Consider the following 17,964-nt stretch of genomic DNA (forward strand, 5'->3'; position numbering starts at 1 on the left):
CAAAAAGGAGCTGATTGATATGCTGAGCAGTATTGAAGAAGCACTGGTGGACATTGCAGACGGGAAAATCGTCATTGTAATAGATGATGAAGACCGTGAAAATGAAGGTGATTTTGTAGCTGCAGCAGATAAGGCCACTCCAGAGGTCATCAACTTTATGGCGAAATATGGACGCGGCTTGATTTGTACAAGTATTCCTGGAGCATTAGCGCAAAAGCTGGAGCTGCATCCTATGATTGGCAAAAACACTGATCCTTTTGGAACAGCATTCACTGTGAGCATTGATCACAAAAATACCTCAACAGGAATAAGTGCTTATGATCGTTCGCTGACCATTCTTGAACTTCTCAATGAAAATACTGTTCCAGAAGACTTGAAGCGGCCGGGCCATGTTTTTCCTTTGATTGCAAAGGAAGGCGGTGTCCTCCGCCGTGCCGGACATACAGAAGCTTCCGTTGATTTAGCAAAGCTTTCAGGAACTGCTCCCGCGGGGGTTATTTGTGAAATCATGAATGAAGATGGAACAATGGCAAGAGTGCCGGATCTGGCTTTAATCGCTAAAGAGCATGGACTTAAGATGATATCGATCGCTGACCTCATTGCTTATCGCAGAGAATCGGAGCAAAGCGTGAAAAGAGAAGCGGAAGTGAAGCTTCCGACATCATTTGGCGATTTCAGGATGATTGGCTATTCTAATGCCTTTGACCAGCAGGATCACTTTGCATTAATCAAGGGTGAAATCGATCCAGATAAGCCAGTGCTTGTCCGCGTGCATTCTGAATGTCTGACAGGAGATATTTTCGGCTCGCACCGCTGTGACTGCGGACCGCAGCTGCATGCCGCGCTGGCACGGATCGAGTCTGAAGGGAATGGTGTTCTGCTTTATATGAGACAAGAAGGGCGCGGCATCGGCCTGATGAATAAACTTAAAGCCTACGAATTGCAGGAACATGGCTATGATACGATTCAAGCCAATGAGAAGCTCGGATTTCCCGCTGAGCTGAGAGACTATGGAATCGGAGCTCAAATATTGAAGGATCTCGGCATCACGAAAATGAGGCTTATGACGAATAATCCCAAAAAAATGGCAGGCTTAACAGGCCATGGGCTTGAAATAACAGAACGTGTGGCAATTGAGATTCCGGCAATTAAAGAAAATGAACAATATCTACACACAAAAAAAGTGAAAATGGGGCATCTGCTGTCATTATAGGAGGAATAAAAAATGGGTAATATATTTGAAGGAAACTTAGTAGGTTCAGGATTGAAAGTTGGAATTGTGGTTGGAAGATTCAATGAATTCATTACAGGCAAGCTGCTTGGGGGAGCACTGGATGGATTAAAGCGTCATGGCCTTAATGAGGAGGACATTGATATCGCCTGGGTTCCTGGAGCCTTTGAAATTCCGATGATTGCAAAAAAACTAGTCAATACAAATAGATATGATGCAGTCATTTGTCTTGGTACAGTGATCAGGGGGGCAACTTCCCATTATGACTATGTTTGCAATGAAGCAGCCAAAGGCATTGCTTCTGTTTCCCTTGAAACAGGAGTACCAGTGATATTTGGGGTACTGACCACTGAAAATATTGAACAGGCTATAGAACGCGCCGGCACGAAAGCTGGAAATAAAGGCTATGATTCTGCTGTTTCAGCCATAGAAATGGCAAACTTGCAAAAAATGATAGGTTAAGAATAGCGAAGAATTGGATAACAGCGGATGATTTTATCCCCTGTTATCCAATTTTTTTTATTGTATAGTTAGCTGAATTATTGTAAAATTTATATGATTCAAAAATTTGTATTTTGGAGGTGAAAGAGATGAATCGTTCTATTTTGCGCGAGCAATGGCTGGACTTTATGTATATTTGCCGTGCAATTTTTCATGAGGATTGTAATCAAGGGGGAAGTCTGCCTTTTTTACAACTGAATACATGAAACGGAATGATTAGAAGTCTCTTCACCCTTAACTTATAGAATGGGAAAAAGAGAGCCTTTTTGAGAGCTCTCTTTTTCTTTCACTGGCCGCGGGAAGAAGCTGCAAACTTCTTTCCCGCGGCTTTTTTTGTCCAAAAACTAAATATGCCTTTGCTGCGCGAACGCCCCTGGAGTCTTGTGTGAAGTGCAAATCAGCATAGCAGGCAAGTTTGGCAGAGCCCAAAACATAGAAGAGAAAGGGAGTCATAAACATGATTCTTTGCGGAATGAATCAGGTCAGCAAAATGTACGGAGGCAGCATCGTTTTTGAAAATTTATCACTGGAGATAAAAGAAAAAGAGCGAATTGGTCTGGTAGGAAGAAACGGAGGCGGCAAGACAACGATTTTAAAGTTATTAGCCGGTGCAGAAACGCCGGACTCTGGTACTATTTTTCTGAAAAAAGGATTGAAAATCGGCTATTTGTCCCAGCTCCCGTCTTTTCCCGAAAATACGAAGGGTAAGGATGTTTTAATGTCTGCCTTTGATGAGGCCGTTTCAATTTATAAAAAAATGAGTGAGTATGAGGAATACATGGCATCTGAAATCGATGAGGGCGCTTTATCACGCAAGCTGGAGGAATATGGCTTCCTCCAGGAACGATTTTCACTTCTTGACGGGTACAGCATGGAGGCTCAAATATCAAGGATTGCGAATGGACTTGGCATAGAGAGCTTACTGAATTCTCCCTTTTTATCACTTAGCGGAGGAGAGCAGACCAAAATATGCTTAGGGCTCATATTGCTTCAAAATCCGGATTTATTGCTGCTGGATGAGCCGACCAATCACCTGGATATTTACGCAGCAGAATGGCTTGAGCGATTTATCCGGGAGTATGATGGGACAGTGGCCATTGTATCCCATGATCGTTATTTCCTTGATGAAACAGCAACTAAAATCATTGATCTTGAAGACGGAGAAGCAACTGTATATCATCAGAATTACTCAGGTTTCGTCATTGAAAAAGAAAAGAGGCTGCTTGAGGAATTTCAGGCATATCAGGAGCAGCAAAAAAAAATCAAGAAAATGAAGGATGCAATCAAAAGATTGAGAGAATGGGCCAATCAGGCAAATCCTCCTAATGAAGGTTTGCATAAAAGAGCAAGAAATATGGAGAGAGCCCTTGAGAGGATCGAACAGCTGAAGCGCCCAATTATTGAAAGAAAAAAATGGGACTGCAGTTCGAGACGGCTGGAAGAAGCGGAAAAGACGTGATTGCTGTAAAAAAGGCAGCTAAAGTATATGGAAACAAAATGCTGTTTAAGGATGCAAATCTGCAGCTTCAATATAAGGAACGTGCTAGCATTGTAGGAAGAAACGGTACTGGGAAGTCCACTTTGCTCAAGATGCTGCTTGGAGATGTTCACCCGGACAAAGGTGAGATTCGCATTGGAAGCAATGTCAAGATAGGCTACCTTTCACAGCATCTGTATAACTCAAATGGAAATGAAACTGTTATTGAGGCCTTCCGGCAAGAAGCAATGGTAGATGAGGGGCAGGCAAGGCGTATTCTGGCAGGTTTTTTATTTTACGGGGCAGCGGTTTTCCGCAAGGTTGGACAGCTGAGCGGCGGCGAAAGAATGCGGCTTCGCCTGGCACAGCTCATGCATCAGGATATTAACTTATTAATACTGGATGAACCTACAAACCACCTTGATATTGATTCACGGGAGGTGCTTGAGGATGCGCTTGAGGATTTTTGCGGAACAATTCTTGCAGTGTCGCATGACCGGTATTTGCTGGATAAACTGTTTGATAAAACCTACTGGATGGAGAATGAAAGCCTGCATGCCTTTGCGGGGAACTATAGCTGGGCAAGAAAAAAATTGGATGAATGGAATAGGAAGAACATCAGTGAATTCGTTCAAGAAGATGTGCGGCCAGTAAGAAAAAGAGAAAAAGAAAAAAAGGAAGAAACAAAGAAAGATATGGAAAAGATAGAAGCTGAAATGGAAAAAGCAGAGCTTCAGGCAAGGCAGCTGGCTGGAGAAATGGAAAATGAAACAGATTTGCAGGAGCTGCAGAAACTGCACGAGCGCCTGATGCAAGCAGAGCAGAAGATAGAGGAGCTTTACACCGAGTTGGATGGTTTATAATTCAGCAGTCAGCTTTATCCCGCATTTGCTGAGGATGAATAGACTTGAAAAACTATAACTGAGCTTATAAAAAAGAGACTGTTCCGGGACAATGACTACTAGCCCGGTTAACAGCCTCTTTATTTAGCGGCAATTAAGCAGCCGTTTTTGTCCTTCTGAATTTACTGCGTGATAAAACGGTTTTATCTAAGCGGTAAGACATGACTCCAGCCAAAACAGCTAAGATGATATCCTTCGGAAGAGGAACGGCCATCCACGCCCAAGCCATTTTATATGTGAATCCTTCCGGAGCACTTGCCCAAAGTTTATAGGCATAATACATCCAGTTTGTGCCTATGACATAATTGATGGCCATCCCTGCAAGAGATCCAATAATGAATGTAGGGAGTGTCCGGCTTTTTTCTGAGATTTTTCCTGCTGCATAAGCTGTTAATATGTATGAAAGAATAAAACCGAAAGTAGGGCTGACCACAGATGAAACTCCGCCGCCAAATTTAGCGAAAACAGGAACGCCAACAAGTCCAACCAGTGCATAAGCCATCATGGTAAAAGCTCCGAGTCTGCTGCCTAAAATGGTTCCTGCTAAAATAGCGAAAAAAGTCTGCAGGGTAATTGGAACACCGCCGACAACCATGAAAGGAATGAGGGAGGTAATATTTGCGCCGATCATCATTAAAGCGATGAACATGCCTCCGAGTGTTAAATCAATCGCAGTAAACTTCCTTTTCATTTGAATTCCTCCGTTATAGTAATAGTGTTATATATAGAGGATAATGGTTTTTTCATCTTTATGTCAACTTGTTTTTTTTTAGGTTAACATATTTCATCATCCTGCTAGTCTTAATGATTGAGGAGGAAGAATTCTTGGCTGAGAATCACTGAACTAAGTCAGAGGAAACAGACTAATAAAGCCTATTTACTTCATTAAGAATACTTGTTATCATATTAAGTGATAATGATTATCAATATTATTCAGGGGGTAAACCATGTTTAACAAAAAGAAAAGCCTGTTTACAATGATTTTGCTGGTTGCATTTGCAGCTGTACTCAGCGCCTGCAGCAATGGATCTGATAAACAGGAACCTAAAGAAAGTAAAAAATCAGGGATGATTACATATAAAGCAGAGAACGGAGTTATTAAAATACCAAAACACCCAAAAAGGGTGGTACTGGTGGCAGACAGTTATTATGGGGATTTCCTGACTCTTGGCATCAAGCCTGCAGGTGCACCTGACAATGTATTTAACAATCCATTCTACAAAGGAAAAACAAAGGGAGTAGCCAATCTTGGCGATGGCACTTCTATCGAAAAAATTCTTGCTCTGAATCCAGATTTAATTATTGCCTGGACTACTTACCCGGCTATCGATAAGCTTGAAAAAATCGCTCCAACAGTGGCGATTGATTATTCAAAATTGAATTCTAAGGATCAGCTTAAGGAATTCGGCAAAATGACCGGTACTGAAAAGAAAGCGGACAAGTGGCTTTCTGATTGGGACAAGAAAATTGCAGAATACAAGCCGCAGGTCCAAAAAGCTGTCGGAAACAAAACCGTTGCCTTGATTCAGCCTACTGCTAAGGAAATCAATGCTTTTGGCGCCACCTTTGGCCGCGGCGGGGAAATTATCTATACTGAATTCGGCTTAAAAGCTCCTGCAGCAATCCAAAGAGATGCCATTGACTCTAAAACCGGCTATGCTCAATATTCTCTTGAAAAAATACCGGAAATAGCAGGAGACTACATTTTTACAAGTCCATGGTCTGTAGATGATAATGGCAGCAAAACTTATAACAGCAAGGTATGGAAGGACCTGGACGCTGTCAAAAATGACAGGGTGTTCGAAATTGATCCAATAGGGTTTTACTTCAATGATCCTATTTCGCAGGAAGGTCAGTTAAAATTCATTACTGATAAATTAATCAATCATAAGTAAAAAACAAAGTTTACGAAAACAGCTATTCAAAAAGAAACCATGTTTTAATATCAAAAGCGGGACCCGGTTATTGCCGGGCCATTTTCAGGAAATACACCAAATGAAAATCTGAGGCGAAGTAAATGAATGAAGAATTGGAAAGTATAGAAAAAGAAAATGAAAAACTGCATACAAGGCCATGGGCAGCGACGCTTATCCTGACAGCAGGCATACTTGCCCTGCTGTTCGGAGTCGCCTTTTCCATCTCGGTCGGAGCCGCGGACATTGACCTTAAAACCGTATGGTCCGCCATTTTCAGCTACAACCCTGATATGCCTAAGCACACTATAATCAGGGAACTCCGTCTGCCAAGGTCATTGGCGGATGTTATAGTTGGTGCTGCTTTTGCAGTAAGCGGGGCCATCATGCAGGGCATGACAAGGAATCCGCTGGCTGATTCAGGGCTGATGGGGCTTAATGCCGGGGCTGTATTAATGGTCGCTATATGCTTTGCCTTTTTTCCTGGACTATCCTATAACTCTCTAATTCTTTTTTCCTTTCTGGGGGCGGCGCTTGCAGCCATTCTTGTCTACGGGACAGGATCACTGGCCAAAGGCGGCCTTTCACCGATGAGGCTGGTTTTGGCAGGAGCTTCTGTTACTGCACTCATGACGGCAATGAACGAGGGGATTGCTATCCATTTTAAGCTTAGCCAGGATCTTGCCTTCTGGTTTGCGGGAGGAGCAGCAGGCGTGAAGTGGGAGCAGCTGAGAATCATGTTCCCCTGGTTTGTTATCGCGCTTCTTTTTGCACTCATGCTTTCACGATCTATCACTCTTTTGAGTCTGGGGGAAGATGTAGCTAAAGGTCTTGGCCAGAGAACTGGGCTTGTAAAGCTTGCCTGTTCCCTCGTCATTCTCATTCTGGCTGGTACTGCTGTTTCTGCTGTAGGGCCAATTGGATTTGTCGGGCTCGTCATTCCGCATTTGACAAGATATCTGGTAGGCGTGGATTACCGCTGGATTATTCCTTGCTCTGGAATACTTGGAGGTTTGCTGATGACTTTTGCTGATATAGGGGCAAGAATGATTAATCCGCCATTTGAAACACCCATCGGAGCTCTATTTGCATTGATCGGTGTGCCTTTCTTTTTGTTTGTTGCACGCAGAGAAGGGAGGTCACTGTGATGGACGAAGTCATTTTTGCCGAAATGGAACGAAGAAAAAGAATAAGAAGATTTACTGTCTTATTTATTCTGACGCTCGCCATTTTGGTGATTTTTTTTATTAGTATGGACACGGGTTATACAAAGCTTAGCCCTTTGGAAGTCGTTAAGACTTTATTTGGAATGGGAGACGAAAAGCAGAGCCTGATTCTTTTCGAGTTCCGGCTTCCGAGGATTATCATTTCTATCCTGATCGGAAGCGGTCTGGCTGTATCCGGCTGTGTGCTGCAGGGAGTGACCCGCAATCCTCTTGCCGATCCGGGTATACTCGGAATAACGGCGGGTGCGGGGTTATTGGTTGTCTTATTTATCTCGTTTTATCCAAACAGCATGGATGCCCCAGTCTTGCTTCTGCCTTTTTTGGCTCTGCTGGGAGGCGGCATGGCTGCAGCGCTGATTTATATGCTGACTTATAAAAAAAACGAAGGCCTGCTGCCTGGTCGGCTGCTGCTAAACGGCATTGGCGTGTCAGCAGGGATTAGTGCATTGATGATCGTCTTAATGCTTAAGCTTAACCCAAGGCAATTTGATTTTCTGGCAGTCTGGCTGGCTGGAAGCATCTGGGGCACAAGCTGGAAGCATGTCCTTACTTTGCTTCCGTGGATTTTACTCTTAATTCCTTATGTAATTTATAAATCCCGCAGCTTGGACGTGCTGGGCTTTGGAGACCAAATGGCTGCCGGACTTGGAATGCCCGTTGAGAGAGAAAGACTGAAGCTCTTGGCTGCTGCAGTCTTTCTGGCAGCGGCAAGTGTTTCGGTGAGCGGCGGAATCGGCTTTATTGGTTTAATCGGTCCTCACATGGCTAAGAGGCTTATCGGTACGGGGCATAAATACCTGATCCCAGCATCTGCTCTGACAGGGTCGCTGTTATTACTTGCAGCAGACACGATAGGGAGGACTGTGCTCCAGCCTTCTGAAATCCACGCAGGTATTGTTGTGGCCATTATTGGGGCGCCATATTTTCTTTATTTATTATCTAGATCAAAAGCATAAATTCATCAAAAGGAGCTCAAATGAGATGGACAGTAATCAGGAATTATATGATGTAACCATAATTGGCGGCGGGCCTATCGGCTTATTTACGGCATTTTACAGCGGGATGAGAGAATTGAAGACTAAGGTTATTGAATTTTTGCCGCAGCTTGGCGGAAAGGTATCCTATTTTTTTCCTGAAAAGACCATCCGTGATATTGGCGGGATTCCAGGAATAAAAGGGGAAGATTTAATCAAGCAGCTTACTGAACAGGCAGGCACCTTTAAGCCTTCGATTGTTTTGGGACAGCAGATTGCCGGTATGGAAAGGATGAAGGATGGAACGTTTGTATTAAGCAGCACAAATGGAGAAGTGCACCATACAAAGACAATTATCCTTACTACTGGAATGGGGACGCTTAAGACCATCAAGCTAGATGTTAAAGGGGCTTCACAGTATGAAGGCGGCAACCTTCATTATGCAATTAATGATATGCGGGATTTTACGGACAAGGATGTTGTCATTTCCGGAGGGGGAAACTCTGCGGTAGACTGGGCAAATGAACTGGAGAAGGTTGCCCGAAAAGTGACCATTGTACACAGGAAAAATGAATTCAGCTGCCACGAAAGCGATGAATCTCTGCTGAAGAATTCTTCTGTTGAAGTTTTAACTCCCTATAGCATTGAAGAGCTTCATGGAAATGGAGAGAAAGTAAGCGGGATAACCATCAAGAATGCAGAAACAGGCGGGCTAAGAACGCTAAGCATTGATGCGTTAATTGTCAGCCATGGCTTCTGCATTGATCTTGGTCCTATCAGAGAGTGGGGCTTGCAGATCGAAGAAGGCCGGATTGTTGTGAATGGAGATATGGAAACCAATATACCTGGAATATTCGCAGCAGGGGATTCTGTCATTCATCCGCATAAGCTCAGATTGATAACGGGAGGGTTCACGGAAGGCCCGCTTGCATTAAACAGTGCGAAAAAATACATGGATCCAGGAGCAGGAGCCATGGCGATGTACTCTACCCACCATAAAGAATTCGTCGCAGAATAGAAATGGGTTCATTAGAAAGCGGGGATTTGTTTGATTAAAGCAGAAAAATTGGACATTGGATATGCAGGCAGAATCATTGTCAGCCAATTGAATGTTTTTATTCCTTCCGGGAAAATAACAGCACTGGTCGGTGCAAATGGCTCGGGAAAATCCACAATCTTAAAGACCATGGCCCGTCTTTTGAAACCTGAGAGCGGCTATGTGTATCTAAATGGAAAATCCATTGCGGAGCAAAAAACAAAGGAAGTGGCCAAACAGCTGGCGATTCTCCCTCAAAATCCGGCAGCTCCTGAAGGAATAACGGTTCTGGAACTGGTCTCTTACGGACGGTTTCCGCACCAAAAAGGCTTGGGGTCGTTGAATAAAGAAGATCACAAAGTGATTCTGCAAGCTCTTGAAATGACCGGCATGAAGGAATTTGCTTCCCGCCCTGTTGATCAGCTTTCTGGAGGGCAAAGGCAGCGGGCATGGATTGCGATGGCTTTGGCCCAGGAAACAGATATATTATTCCTGGATGAGCCCACGACTTTCTTAGATATGGGGCATCAGATCGAGGTACTGAACCTGCTCCAGATGCTCAATAAGGAAAAGCGGAGAACGATAGTGATGGTGGTGCATGATTTAAATCACGCAAGCCGTTATGCCGAGCACATGATAGCGATAAAAAAGGGCGAGGTAATAAAAAGCGGTTCACCGGCCGAGGTCATGGCAGCGGATATTATAGAAAATGTATTCGGGGTAAAAAGCGACATCATTTTGGATCCAAGAAGCGGCCAGCCGCTTTGCCTGCCTTATGAACGGATTTAAATACACGAAAGGTTTCATTTTCAATTAGGAAATGAGCCTTTTTTCATTTGGAGTCAATACTGATTTTAGCTGATGATTGGAGCGGGACCTTCTTTCCTTAATATGTTGTTGAGTGTTTGTATAGAAAATGAAGGCAAAGAGCGCCCATGAATTTTTAAATGGCTGTTCAATGCCCTTGAGTATTTGTTTTGTTTTTTATTATCCCTTTTATTTGTATAATAGAAGGCGGAAAAATAAAAAGGTGCTTAATAGGAAAGAATGAATATATCTGTGCTTTAGGAGGCTGCAATATGTATCGGGTGTTAACGCATAATGATCTTGATGGAGTGGGCTGCGGAATTTTAGCTAAATTGGCGTTTGGGGATAGTGTTCAGGTCATTTACAATTCCATCTCCGCTTTAAATTATCAAGTAGAAAAATTTATTCAAGAAGGAAATAAAGATGTGCGCCTGCTGATTACCGATTTATCGGTACATGCGGATAACGAAAAAAGAATTACAGAATTTGTGGAATCTGGCGGACATGCGGAGCTGATTGACCACCACCAATCAGCCCAGCATCTTAATGAACATTCATGGGCAGCTGTTACGGTTGTGCAGGAAGACGGAAAACAAACCTCTGCCACTTCGCTTTTATATGAAAAATTCCTGAAGGATAACCTGCTTGAGCGTTCACAAATCCTGGATGAATTTGTGGAGCAGGTCAGGCAGTATGATACATGGGAATGGGAAATGAATGGAAATATTGCTGCCAAGCAGCTTAATGACCTGCTATTCATGATCACGATTGAGGAATTTGAAGAAAAAATTCTAAAAAAGCTTACCAGTGAGAGTGAATTTGTTTTTGATGAAATGGAAAGCAAGCTCTTGGACGTTGAAGAAAGAAGGGTGCAGCGCTATATTAACAGGAAAAAGCGGGAGGTATACCAGGCAAGCATAGGCGGCAAGTATGCTGGGATCGTTCATGCAGAATCGTATCATTCAGAGCTGGGAAACGAGTTATCAAAGGAATTTCCCCATTTGGATTATATCGCGATCATTATGGTTGGATCTAAAAGGATCAGCCTGCGCACCATTCATGATGAAGTGGATGTATCGGAAGTTGCGGCCAAGTATGATGGAGGCGGACATAGAAAAGCTTCCGGCTGCAATCTGACAGAAGAGGCTTACAAGAAGTATGTAGAAGGAACCTTCTTTTCTGAGCCGCTCAAACGTGATGCTTTTAAAAACCAGTATAATCTAAAAGAATCGGAAAGAGGCAGCTTATATATTGGCAAAAACGAGGAGCGCCTGTTTGTATTTTTCACCGGGGATAAGGGCTGGTCTCTCGAGATCAACCACCAGCACAGCAAACAATTCTTTTCCGGGTTCCCGGAGATTGAAAAACATATCAAAAGAAAATATTACGCTTCGCTAACACGGGATGATAAGTACCTGGATTATCTTATAAAGTACTATCAAATGAATACAGGCAAAAATCTCTGATATTATACATAAAGGCAAGAATCCCTGCACGTTCCGGGTTTCTTGCCTTTTTAGATTGCTTCATCCACCCCTCTTAGCCCCCCAGGATGGGGGTCACAAAGACGTTGCCGCAGGGCGTGGCTCCTTTATCTTTGATCCTCCAAACAAGGCGCTACCGCTTTTTGGTTTATCGAGCTTCAGCGCCTAGCCCGCTGTGCAAAAGATGGTTTGTCCACATAAGGCAAAGATCGGCCTTCTGAGGCCAACCCCCTATTTGCTTAGGCCCCCAGGTCACAAAGACGTTGCCGCAGGACGCGGCGCCTTTAGTCTTTGATCCTCCAAACAAGGTGCTTTCCGCTTTTTAGTTTACCCGCGGTATACGGGTGTTGTTTCCTTGCTTGCTTTGGCAGCAGCAGGGGAGTTTTTGTGGAAGAGGGCATTGATTTCTCCTCCAATTACCAGTGCAAGGCCGGTAAAATACAGCCACAGCATCAGTACGATAACTCCTCCGAGGCTTCCGTAAGTAGAAGCATAGTTTCCAAAGTTGGAAACATAAAAGGAGAAGCCGAGAGAAATAATTAGCCATACAAGTGTTGCTGTAATGGCACCTGGGATTACCTGTTTGAACGGATAATGCTTATTGGGTGCAAAACGGTATAAGAATGCAAGAACCCCTGCAATGATTGCTACAGAAATAACCCAGCGCAGCACTAAAATCAGAATGGCCAATCCATCGGGGATAGGCACAATTTGCTTAATAAGATCCAGAATGACATTTCCAAAAACGGGCAGAACTAACGCTACGATAAAGGCAATAATCAGCCCGAATGTCAGTAATATGGAGATAAGCCTTGCTTTAATGAAGTTTCTTGTTTCTGTGACATCAAAAGCGATATTCATGGAATGCATAAATGCATTCATTCCATTGGAAGCAGACCAGATTGTTCCGAGGATACCAAAAGTCAGCAATCCTCCATTGCGCTCGCTGATTATTTTCAAAATATTATCCTGAAGCACATTGGTCGTTGCAGAAGGGATGAAGTCATTTATGAAGTCAAGTGCCTTTTGAGGCTGTATGGATAAGTACGGCAGAATGGAAAGCAAAAGAATCAGCATCGGAAAAAGTGCAAGCATATAGTAATAAGCCTGTTCAGCTGCCAATCCTGTAGCTCTGTCTTCTTTTACCTCCTTGGAAAGGCTTTTGCCAAAGGATATAAGTTTTTTCATCTTTCATATCATCTCCCGGTTTTTCATCTTTGTTTACATTCCTTTTCCCCAAGATAGTGCTGTGTAACCCTCTAGTTTGCTTTTGGAAACACCAGGAATTAATGAAAGCGCAGATTTGGCTCCAAATAGAGAAAGGGCCTGACCCCAATGGATCAAACCCTTTCTCTGTAATTTTATTCTTGCCTATCCGTTCCGGTCGCCATTAGCGCAAAAAAGCATTTAGCTTTAACAGAGACTAATTTTTAATAGTAAATGAACTATATGATACATCTGCCTGTTTTTCGTTCCAATTGACTTCAGATACGCTTGAAAAGCGAGGGCCGGCTTGGATTTTAGCCAGGAAAGCTTCTAGGCTGTTTTCATTTCCTTCTGCCTCAATTTCAACAGATCCATCTTCAGTATTTCTTACCCAGCCTTTTATGCCAAGTTCAAGTGCAGCTGCATGGGTAAAATAGCGAAAACCTACACCCTGGACGTGTCCTCCAACGATGATGTGATACTGTTTCATAATTGTCAGCTCCCAAAGAACAGAGTTATATGATGGTTTTCAGCAAATCCTGCTTGATGCTGTTCCATAAATCAGCATCTGCAGTAAACCTGCTTGTTAAGCCTTCGATGAACAGCTGGAAGCCTGCTTCATGTGCAGGATCTTCTTTTGGCGGCACATTGGCACGCAGATTGTTTACAAATTCCTGGACTTCAGGAGCGCGCGGGCCCCATTTTGCAGTTTCGTTTCCATCTTGATCGATTAAGATGATAATAGGAATAGACCGTGCAGTCCCGTTTGTTAAATACTGATCCATCAGCTCCAGATTTTCATCCCTGATCAGGTAACGGTCATCAATGCCTGCCGCCTCTGCTATCCTCATGAAAATCGGCAAGTTTACCATGGCATCTCCGCACCAATCTGCAGTGAGGCTGATGGCACGCAGCTTTTTCTCCTTCAAGGGTGCAAGGATTTGCTTATCTTCATCTGAAAGCTGAAAGCCCATATAGACTCTTTCTAAGCTTTCTTTGTGCTTTTCCATGCTTTCTACATATGCGTCCCGGTTCATAGCTTTTTCAAACCAAGTGTTTAAGTTGCTCATTTTATCACTCCTCCTGAATTTTTCAAAACCTTTTTAATATCATAAGCTTTTTGGCACAGTAAATGGAAGAGATATGTTTGAGTGAAGAGGCTGCAGTATAATCAGGAGGAATGAATATATTTCGAAACTATTCTACCTCTCATCCAGCATATAATCTGGCAGCTCACTAAGAAACAAACCTTCGCTTAAGAGCTTTACATCCTGATAGATTTGTTCTTTAATGACGGTATTTTCACATTTATAATAATCATCTGTTAATCGTTTAATTTCGCGGCAAAGCAGTTCAATACGGATCATGGCAAGCCCTCCTTTGCAGATCTGTGTAATTTAATGCAAGGGCAAAGGACGGTTTATTATCCGGCGGAAATGATACTTGCAAGTGTAAAAACTCTGCCAGATTCGTTTTGCACCCCTAGATAATTTATACTATGTAAATAAAAGAATGCAAATGATTGTTAAAAGGAAATTGGCCATTAAACCAGCCCAGCCGCTATTTTTATCAATAGGCTGGAGTACAGGGGGGATCTGTACATAGTACTTATCAATCTTATTTTTGAAGATCATGACGAGGAAAGTATTGATTACATAGTATATCACTAAGGCTGATTTGGCGAAAAATATAAAAACAGTCATTGCATTTAATATTACTGGGTAAGGCATTTTGTTTGGCAATTAAAAGACTGAATCCAATTTCAAGGCAACTTAAAAATTTTCAATGTCTTTTATTATGCTTTTTAAGACATCGATAGATTCAACTATATCTTCATCATATTCCAAACTATGATTCACATTAGGGATTAATCTTGGAGAGATATTTGGATTTTCTGCCGCCTTTAAAAATCTTTCCTCACTGTAGTAATGATCTTTATCTCCTATGATAAACAGGCCTTTATTTACACTTCCTGCCATCGAACCTAAAACATCTTCTCTTTGTATCAAAGGTGTCAGCCAGATAGCTTTAGCATTCTTGAATTCTTCTCTTTCTAACACAGAACTCATTGCAATGGTTCCAATTGATTTGCCAATGAGATAAACATTTTCATAAGTTCTTTCCGCCAATACAGAATCCAAAACAGTATGTACATCCATTTTTATTGCTTCGCTTAATTCATCCATACTAAAGTCAACATAAAAGTCGTTGTTGTATTGGTACTTAACTTGTAAAACATCAAAAGATTTATTGATGAATACACCTGTTGAGTAATGGAGGATAGGAGCCTGAACCGTATACCCTGCTCCTGGAAGCAAAATCGCCAGTTTCCCAGAATCTTCTTTTTTGCTTAGCATAGTAAAAGGAATGTTCATCCCTTTGTATCCTTGGATTGTATTTGTTTTTACATGTAACATACTATTTCCTCCCTCTATTCTCCACTAAATATTACCATAAATTACAAAAAAACAGGAAATGTTTATTTCATTGACTTTGTTAAAATACATAAAAAAGTAATAATCTTTACGAAAGGAGTCTATTGATAGCAACTGTGGATATGTTTGAATGAATGAGTTGAACTAATTGAAAAACGGAGTGAAGATAAGCGGTTAGGAAGGAAGGTGGACTGTACCTTCTGCATGAGAATTAGAATTTTATAAAAAAAAAAGGGACTAATGCATGGTCTGCAGATAGTCCCTTTGAATATGTTAATCTTTTATTTTGCTTTTTGTAATTTGTGAATGACAGAAAGAGACCGTCCAGTTCCAATCGCAACAGATTCAAGAGGGTTGGCTGCCAGGTGAACCGGAACTACTATTTCGGTGCTGAGCCATTCCTGGATGCTGTTTAATAGAGCTCCTCCGCCGGTAAGTACAACTCCCTGGTCAACGATGTCTCCGCTTAGTTCAGGAGGGCAATCTTCAAGAGTGGCCCGTATGGCTTCTAAGATATGAAGCAGGGATTCTTTAATGGCTTCCTGAATTTCTTCAGAGTGAAGGGTAACGGTCTGAGGAAGGCCTGTCACAAGATCACGGCCTCTTACTTCCATTGAAACTCCTTCGTGTTTGACAAGCGCATGGCCGATTTCTATTTTAATTCTTTCGGCTGTTCTTTCGCCAATCAGCAGGTTGTATTTCTTTCTGACATACTGCACAATGTCCTCATCCAGCTGGTCTCCGCCGATTCTGATAGAATGGCAGGAAACTACGCCGCCAAACGAGATGATGGCAACCTCGGTTGTTCCTCCGCCGATATCGACAACAACATTCGCTATTGGCTCTTCTACAGGAAGATCTGCACCGATTGCCGCTGCTACAGGTTCTTCAATTAAATGAACCTGCTTTGCCCCGCAGCTTCTCACAGCATCCTGAATTGCTTTTCTCTCTACAGATGTGGAGCCTGATGGTGTGCATACCACTACATTCGGTTTTCTTAATGTCAAACCGAGCTTCTTGCCCGCTTTTTTCATGATTTGTTTAAGCATTTGCGTTGTAATATCGAAATCAGCAATCACTCCATCCTTTAATGGACGGATCGCAACGATATTTCCGGGAGTTTTGCCGATCATATTTTTCGCGTCTGTACCGACAGCCAATACGGTTTTTGTATCTAAATCTATCGCAACAACAGAAGGTTCATTTAAAACAATCCCTTTATTTTTGCTGTAAACCAATGTATTAGCCGTACCTAAATCAATTCCAATTTCAGTGTTTGATAACATCTAGTCACCCCTTAGTAAGAGTTTGACCCCCATATAAGCATTCTACATAAAAGTCTCGATTTATGGGGGTATGAGTAAACGGTAATTTTTACCTCAATATTAAGAAAGAGGTAAAAAAGGGGCGGAAGAACCTAGTTTAGCCTGCGCTGGAGGAAATTAACTATAAAAGCTGATGCATATGCATCAGCTTTTAGGGAATATCTGCTAGGTTTATTGGACGGCTTTTTCCTTTTCGAATCGTTTAAACATCACAAAATAAACAAGGGCGCTGATGATGGCAAGCAGACACAGGATCAGGAATGTCCAGTTATAGCCAAACCAGTCTGTCAATGGGATGGAGAGGGGGGCGAGCATCCTGCCAATGGTGAAGCGAAGACTGGCTGCTGCAAAATATTGTCCGCGCATGCTTTCCGGAGCCAATTCTGAAATGAAGCTCTGCTGTATACCTGCTGTCATTAACTCGCCATATGTAAAGATCATCATGGCAAATATGAGCCCCCAAATCCAGTCTGTCTTTCCGAACATCAGAATGGATGCTGCATATACAATCGATGAGGTCATGAAGACATTTCTTTCCTTATATGCTGACATCCATTTCGTTATGACAATGGTTAAAAGAGCAACCAAAAAGCCGTTTTCTGCAATCAACAGTCCAAATGCCTGCTCTCCTTTAATGGTAAAGGTATAATTGCCAAGTGAGAATAAAGGCTGTGTCGCGACAGTTTCTTTAACATAAACAGGGAACAAAAGATCGAGCTGCATGAAAGTCTGGCCTACAAGTACGCCTGCAATAATAAATAGCAGGAATGTTTTATCCCGGACAATGACGCTATAGTCCTTAAACTGATTGCCGATTATCCGTATCCAGCTTGTTTTACCTTCAGCAGAGCTATTTTCCCTTTTGAATGGGGGAGCGGTTTCTTCAATCCATCTTTTTAAAACAAGCCCTAGGGCAATATTTAGTATTCCTGCACAAAGAAGCAGCTCAAAGCGATGTTCAGCATAAAAAATGCCGCCTAAAATAGGGCCTATGACCACAGCAATATTAATGGATGTATAAAAGATAGCAAACACGCTGCTGCGGTCTTTTTCGTGTACAACGTCTGCCACCATCGCCTGGCTTGCCGGCCAGTAAAAAGAGCCGAAAATGCTGACAACCGTGAAGCTGATAAAGCCCAGCACAGGAGATTCGAGCCATGGTGAGCTGGCAAATGCAAAAACCATAAATGCGGCCCCTTGTCCCACGGCGGAATAGACCATCATTTTCTTTCTGCCGAATTTATCCGCGTAATATCCTCCAAGCAAATTCGCCGCTACAGAAAAGAATTGTGAAAAAATCAGCAGAAGGCCTGCAGCTGTTTTTCCGAAAGAATCTGTAAAATAAATCGCCAGGAAGGGAAAGAACATCCAAAACGTAACATTTACCAGGAATTCACCGCTTAAGCGGATTTTTAAATTTTTATCCCAATCTTTTAATCTCATAGCC

17 protein-coding genes and 1 pseudogene are annotated in these 17,964 nt (G+C 42.5%); 10 read left to right on the forward strand and 8 right to left on the reverse strand.

Going from position 1 to position 17,964, the window contains the following annotated elements; all coding sequences use genetic code 11:
• Window positions 1–19: 19 nt before the first annotated feature.
• The 4 genes and pseudogenes from ACN6MY_RS05620 (at window position 20) to abc-f (ending at window position 4,072) form a co-directional block, all read left to right on the forward strand.
• A complete protein-coding gene (locus ACN6MY_RS05620) occupies window positions 20–1,213 on the forward strand; it encodes a bifunctional 3,4-dihydroxy-2-butanone-4-phosphate synthase/GTP cyclohydrolase II (protein WP_419883111.1) in 1,194 nt (397 codons plus the stop codon).
• Between the two features lie 12 nt (window positions 1,214–1,225).
• Entirely contained in the window at window positions 1,226–1,693 is a 468-nt protein-coding gene (gene ribE / locus ACN6MY_RS05625; protein WP_419883112.1) for a 6,7-dimethyl-8-ribityllumazine synthase, read from the forward strand.
• Between the two features lie 128 nt (window positions 1,694–1,821).
• Window positions 1,822–1,938, forward strand: coding sequence for an RAxF-45 family protein (locus ACN6MY_RS05630; protein ID WP_419883113.1), 117 nt, complete (start codon window positions 1,822–1,824; stop codon window positions 1,936–1,938).
• 251 nt (window positions 1,939–2,189) lie between these two features.
• Window positions 2,190–4,072, forward strand: a pseudogene (gene abc-f, locus ACN6MY_RS05635) (ribosomal protection-like ABC-F family protein).
• A 133-nt stretch (window positions 4,073–4,205) separates the two neighbouring features.
• On the opposite strand, the gene ACN6MY_RS05640 reads toward abc-f, so the two are convergent.
• Window positions 4,206–4,802 carry a biotin transporter BioY gene (locus ACN6MY_RS05640; RefSeq protein WP_419883114.1) on the reverse strand — a complete coding sequence of 199 codons (597 nt, stop codon included), beginning with the start codon at window positions 4,800–4,802 and terminating at the stop codon, window positions 4,206–4,208.
• Between the two features lie 256 nt (window positions 4,803–5,058).
• Between ACN6MY_RS05640 and ACN6MY_RS05645 the strand changes: the two genes are divergently transcribed.
• From ACN6MY_RS05645 to ACN6MY_RS05670, 6 genes are all read left to right on the forward strand, one after another.
• Complete coding sequence (locus ACN6MY_RS05645) at window positions 5,059–6,006, forward strand: iron-hydroxamate ABC transporter substrate-binding protein (protein ID WP_419883115.1); 948 nt, start codon at window positions 5,059–5,061, stop codon at window positions 6,004–6,006.
• A gap of 122 nt (window positions 6,007–6,128) precedes the next feature.
• The gene (locus tag ACN6MY_RS05650) at window positions 6,129–7,172 is read left to right on the forward strand and encodes a FecCD family ABC transporter permease (RefSeq protein ID WP_419883116.1); all 1,044 of its coding nucleotides are present in this window, start codon (window positions 6,129–6,131) and stop codon (window positions 7,170–7,172) included.
• Window positions 7,172–8,206, forward strand: a complete 1,035-nt coding sequence (locus ACN6MY_RS05655) for a FecCD family ABC transporter permease (protein ID WP_419883117.1) — start codon at window positions 7,172–7,174, stop codon at window positions 8,204–8,206. Before ACN6MY_RS05650 ends, ACN6MY_RS05655 begins: the two co-directional genes overlap by 1 nt.
• Window positions 8,207–8,231: 25 nt before the next feature.
• Entirely contained in the window at window positions 8,232–9,242 is a 1,011-nt protein-coding gene (locus tag ACN6MY_RS05660; protein WP_419883118.1) for an NAD(P)/FAD-dependent oxidoreductase, read from the forward strand.
• Between the two features lie 24 nt (window positions 9,243–9,266).
• A complete protein-coding gene (locus tag ACN6MY_RS05665; protein ID WP_419884082.1) occupies window positions 9,267–10,049 on the forward strand; it encodes an ABC transporter ATP-binding protein in 783 nt (260 codons plus the stop codon).
• 290 nt (window positions 10,050–10,339) lie between these two features.
• A complete protein-coding gene (locus tag ACN6MY_RS05670) occupies window positions 10,340–11,533 on the forward strand; it encodes a DHH family phosphoesterase (RefSeq protein ID WP_419883119.1) in 1,194 nt (397 codons plus the stop codon).
• A gap of 345 nt (window positions 11,534–11,878) precedes the next feature.
• Here the strand turns inward: ACN6MY_RS05670 and ACN6MY_RS05675 are convergent, their stop codons facing one another.
• From ACN6MY_RS05675 to ACN6MY_RS05705, 7 genes are all read right to left on the reverse strand, one after another.
• Window positions 11,879–12,739, reverse strand: coding sequence for a YihY/virulence factor BrkB family protein (locus ACN6MY_RS05675; protein ID WP_090990886.1), 861 nt, complete (start codon window positions 12,737–12,739; stop codon window positions 11,879–11,881).
• Between the two features lie 235 nt (window positions 12,740–12,974).
• Window positions 12,975–13,247 carry an acylphosphatase gene (locus tag ACN6MY_RS05680; protein ID WP_419883120.1) on the reverse strand — a complete coding sequence of 91 codons (273 nt, stop codon included), beginning with the start codon at window positions 13,245–13,247 and terminating at the stop codon, window positions 12,975–12,977.
• A 25-nt stretch (window positions 13,248–13,272) separates the two neighbouring features.
• The gene (locus ACN6MY_RS05685; protein ID WP_419883121.1) at window positions 13,273–13,827 is read right to left on the reverse strand and encodes a thioredoxin family protein; all 555 of its coding nucleotides are present in this window, start codon (window positions 13,825–13,827) and stop codon (window positions 13,273–13,275) included.
• A 132-nt stretch (window positions 13,828–13,959) separates the two neighbouring features.
• Entirely contained in the window at window positions 13,960–14,124 is a 165-nt protein-coding gene (locus tag ACN6MY_RS05690; protein WP_419883122.1) for a hypothetical protein, read from the reverse strand.
• A gap of 405 nt (window positions 14,125–14,529) precedes the next feature.
• A complete protein-coding gene (locus ACN6MY_RS05695; protein ID WP_419883123.1) occupies window positions 14,530–15,174 on the reverse strand; it encodes an alpha/beta hydrolase in 645 nt (214 codons plus the stop codon).
• Window positions 15,175–15,473: 299 nt separating this feature from the next.
• A complete protein-coding gene (gene mreBH, locus ACN6MY_RS05700) occupies window positions 15,474–16,478 on the reverse strand; it encodes a rod-share determining protein MreBH (protein ID WP_071351638.1) in 1,005 nt (334 codons plus the stop codon).
• Between the two features lie 210 nt (window positions 16,479–16,688).
• Window positions 16,689–17,960 (reverse strand): MDR family MFS transporter, encoded by a 1,272-nt coding sequence (locus tag ACN6MY_RS05705; protein WP_419884083.1) that lies wholly within the window; start codon window positions 17,958–17,960, stop codon window positions 16,689–16,691.
• Window positions 17,961–17,964 lie beyond the last annotated feature (4 nt).

Source organism: Peribacillus sp. B-H-3, from assembly GCF_048572925.1.
Lineage (GTDB): Bacteria > Bacillota > Bacilli > Bacillales > DSM-1321 > Peribacillus.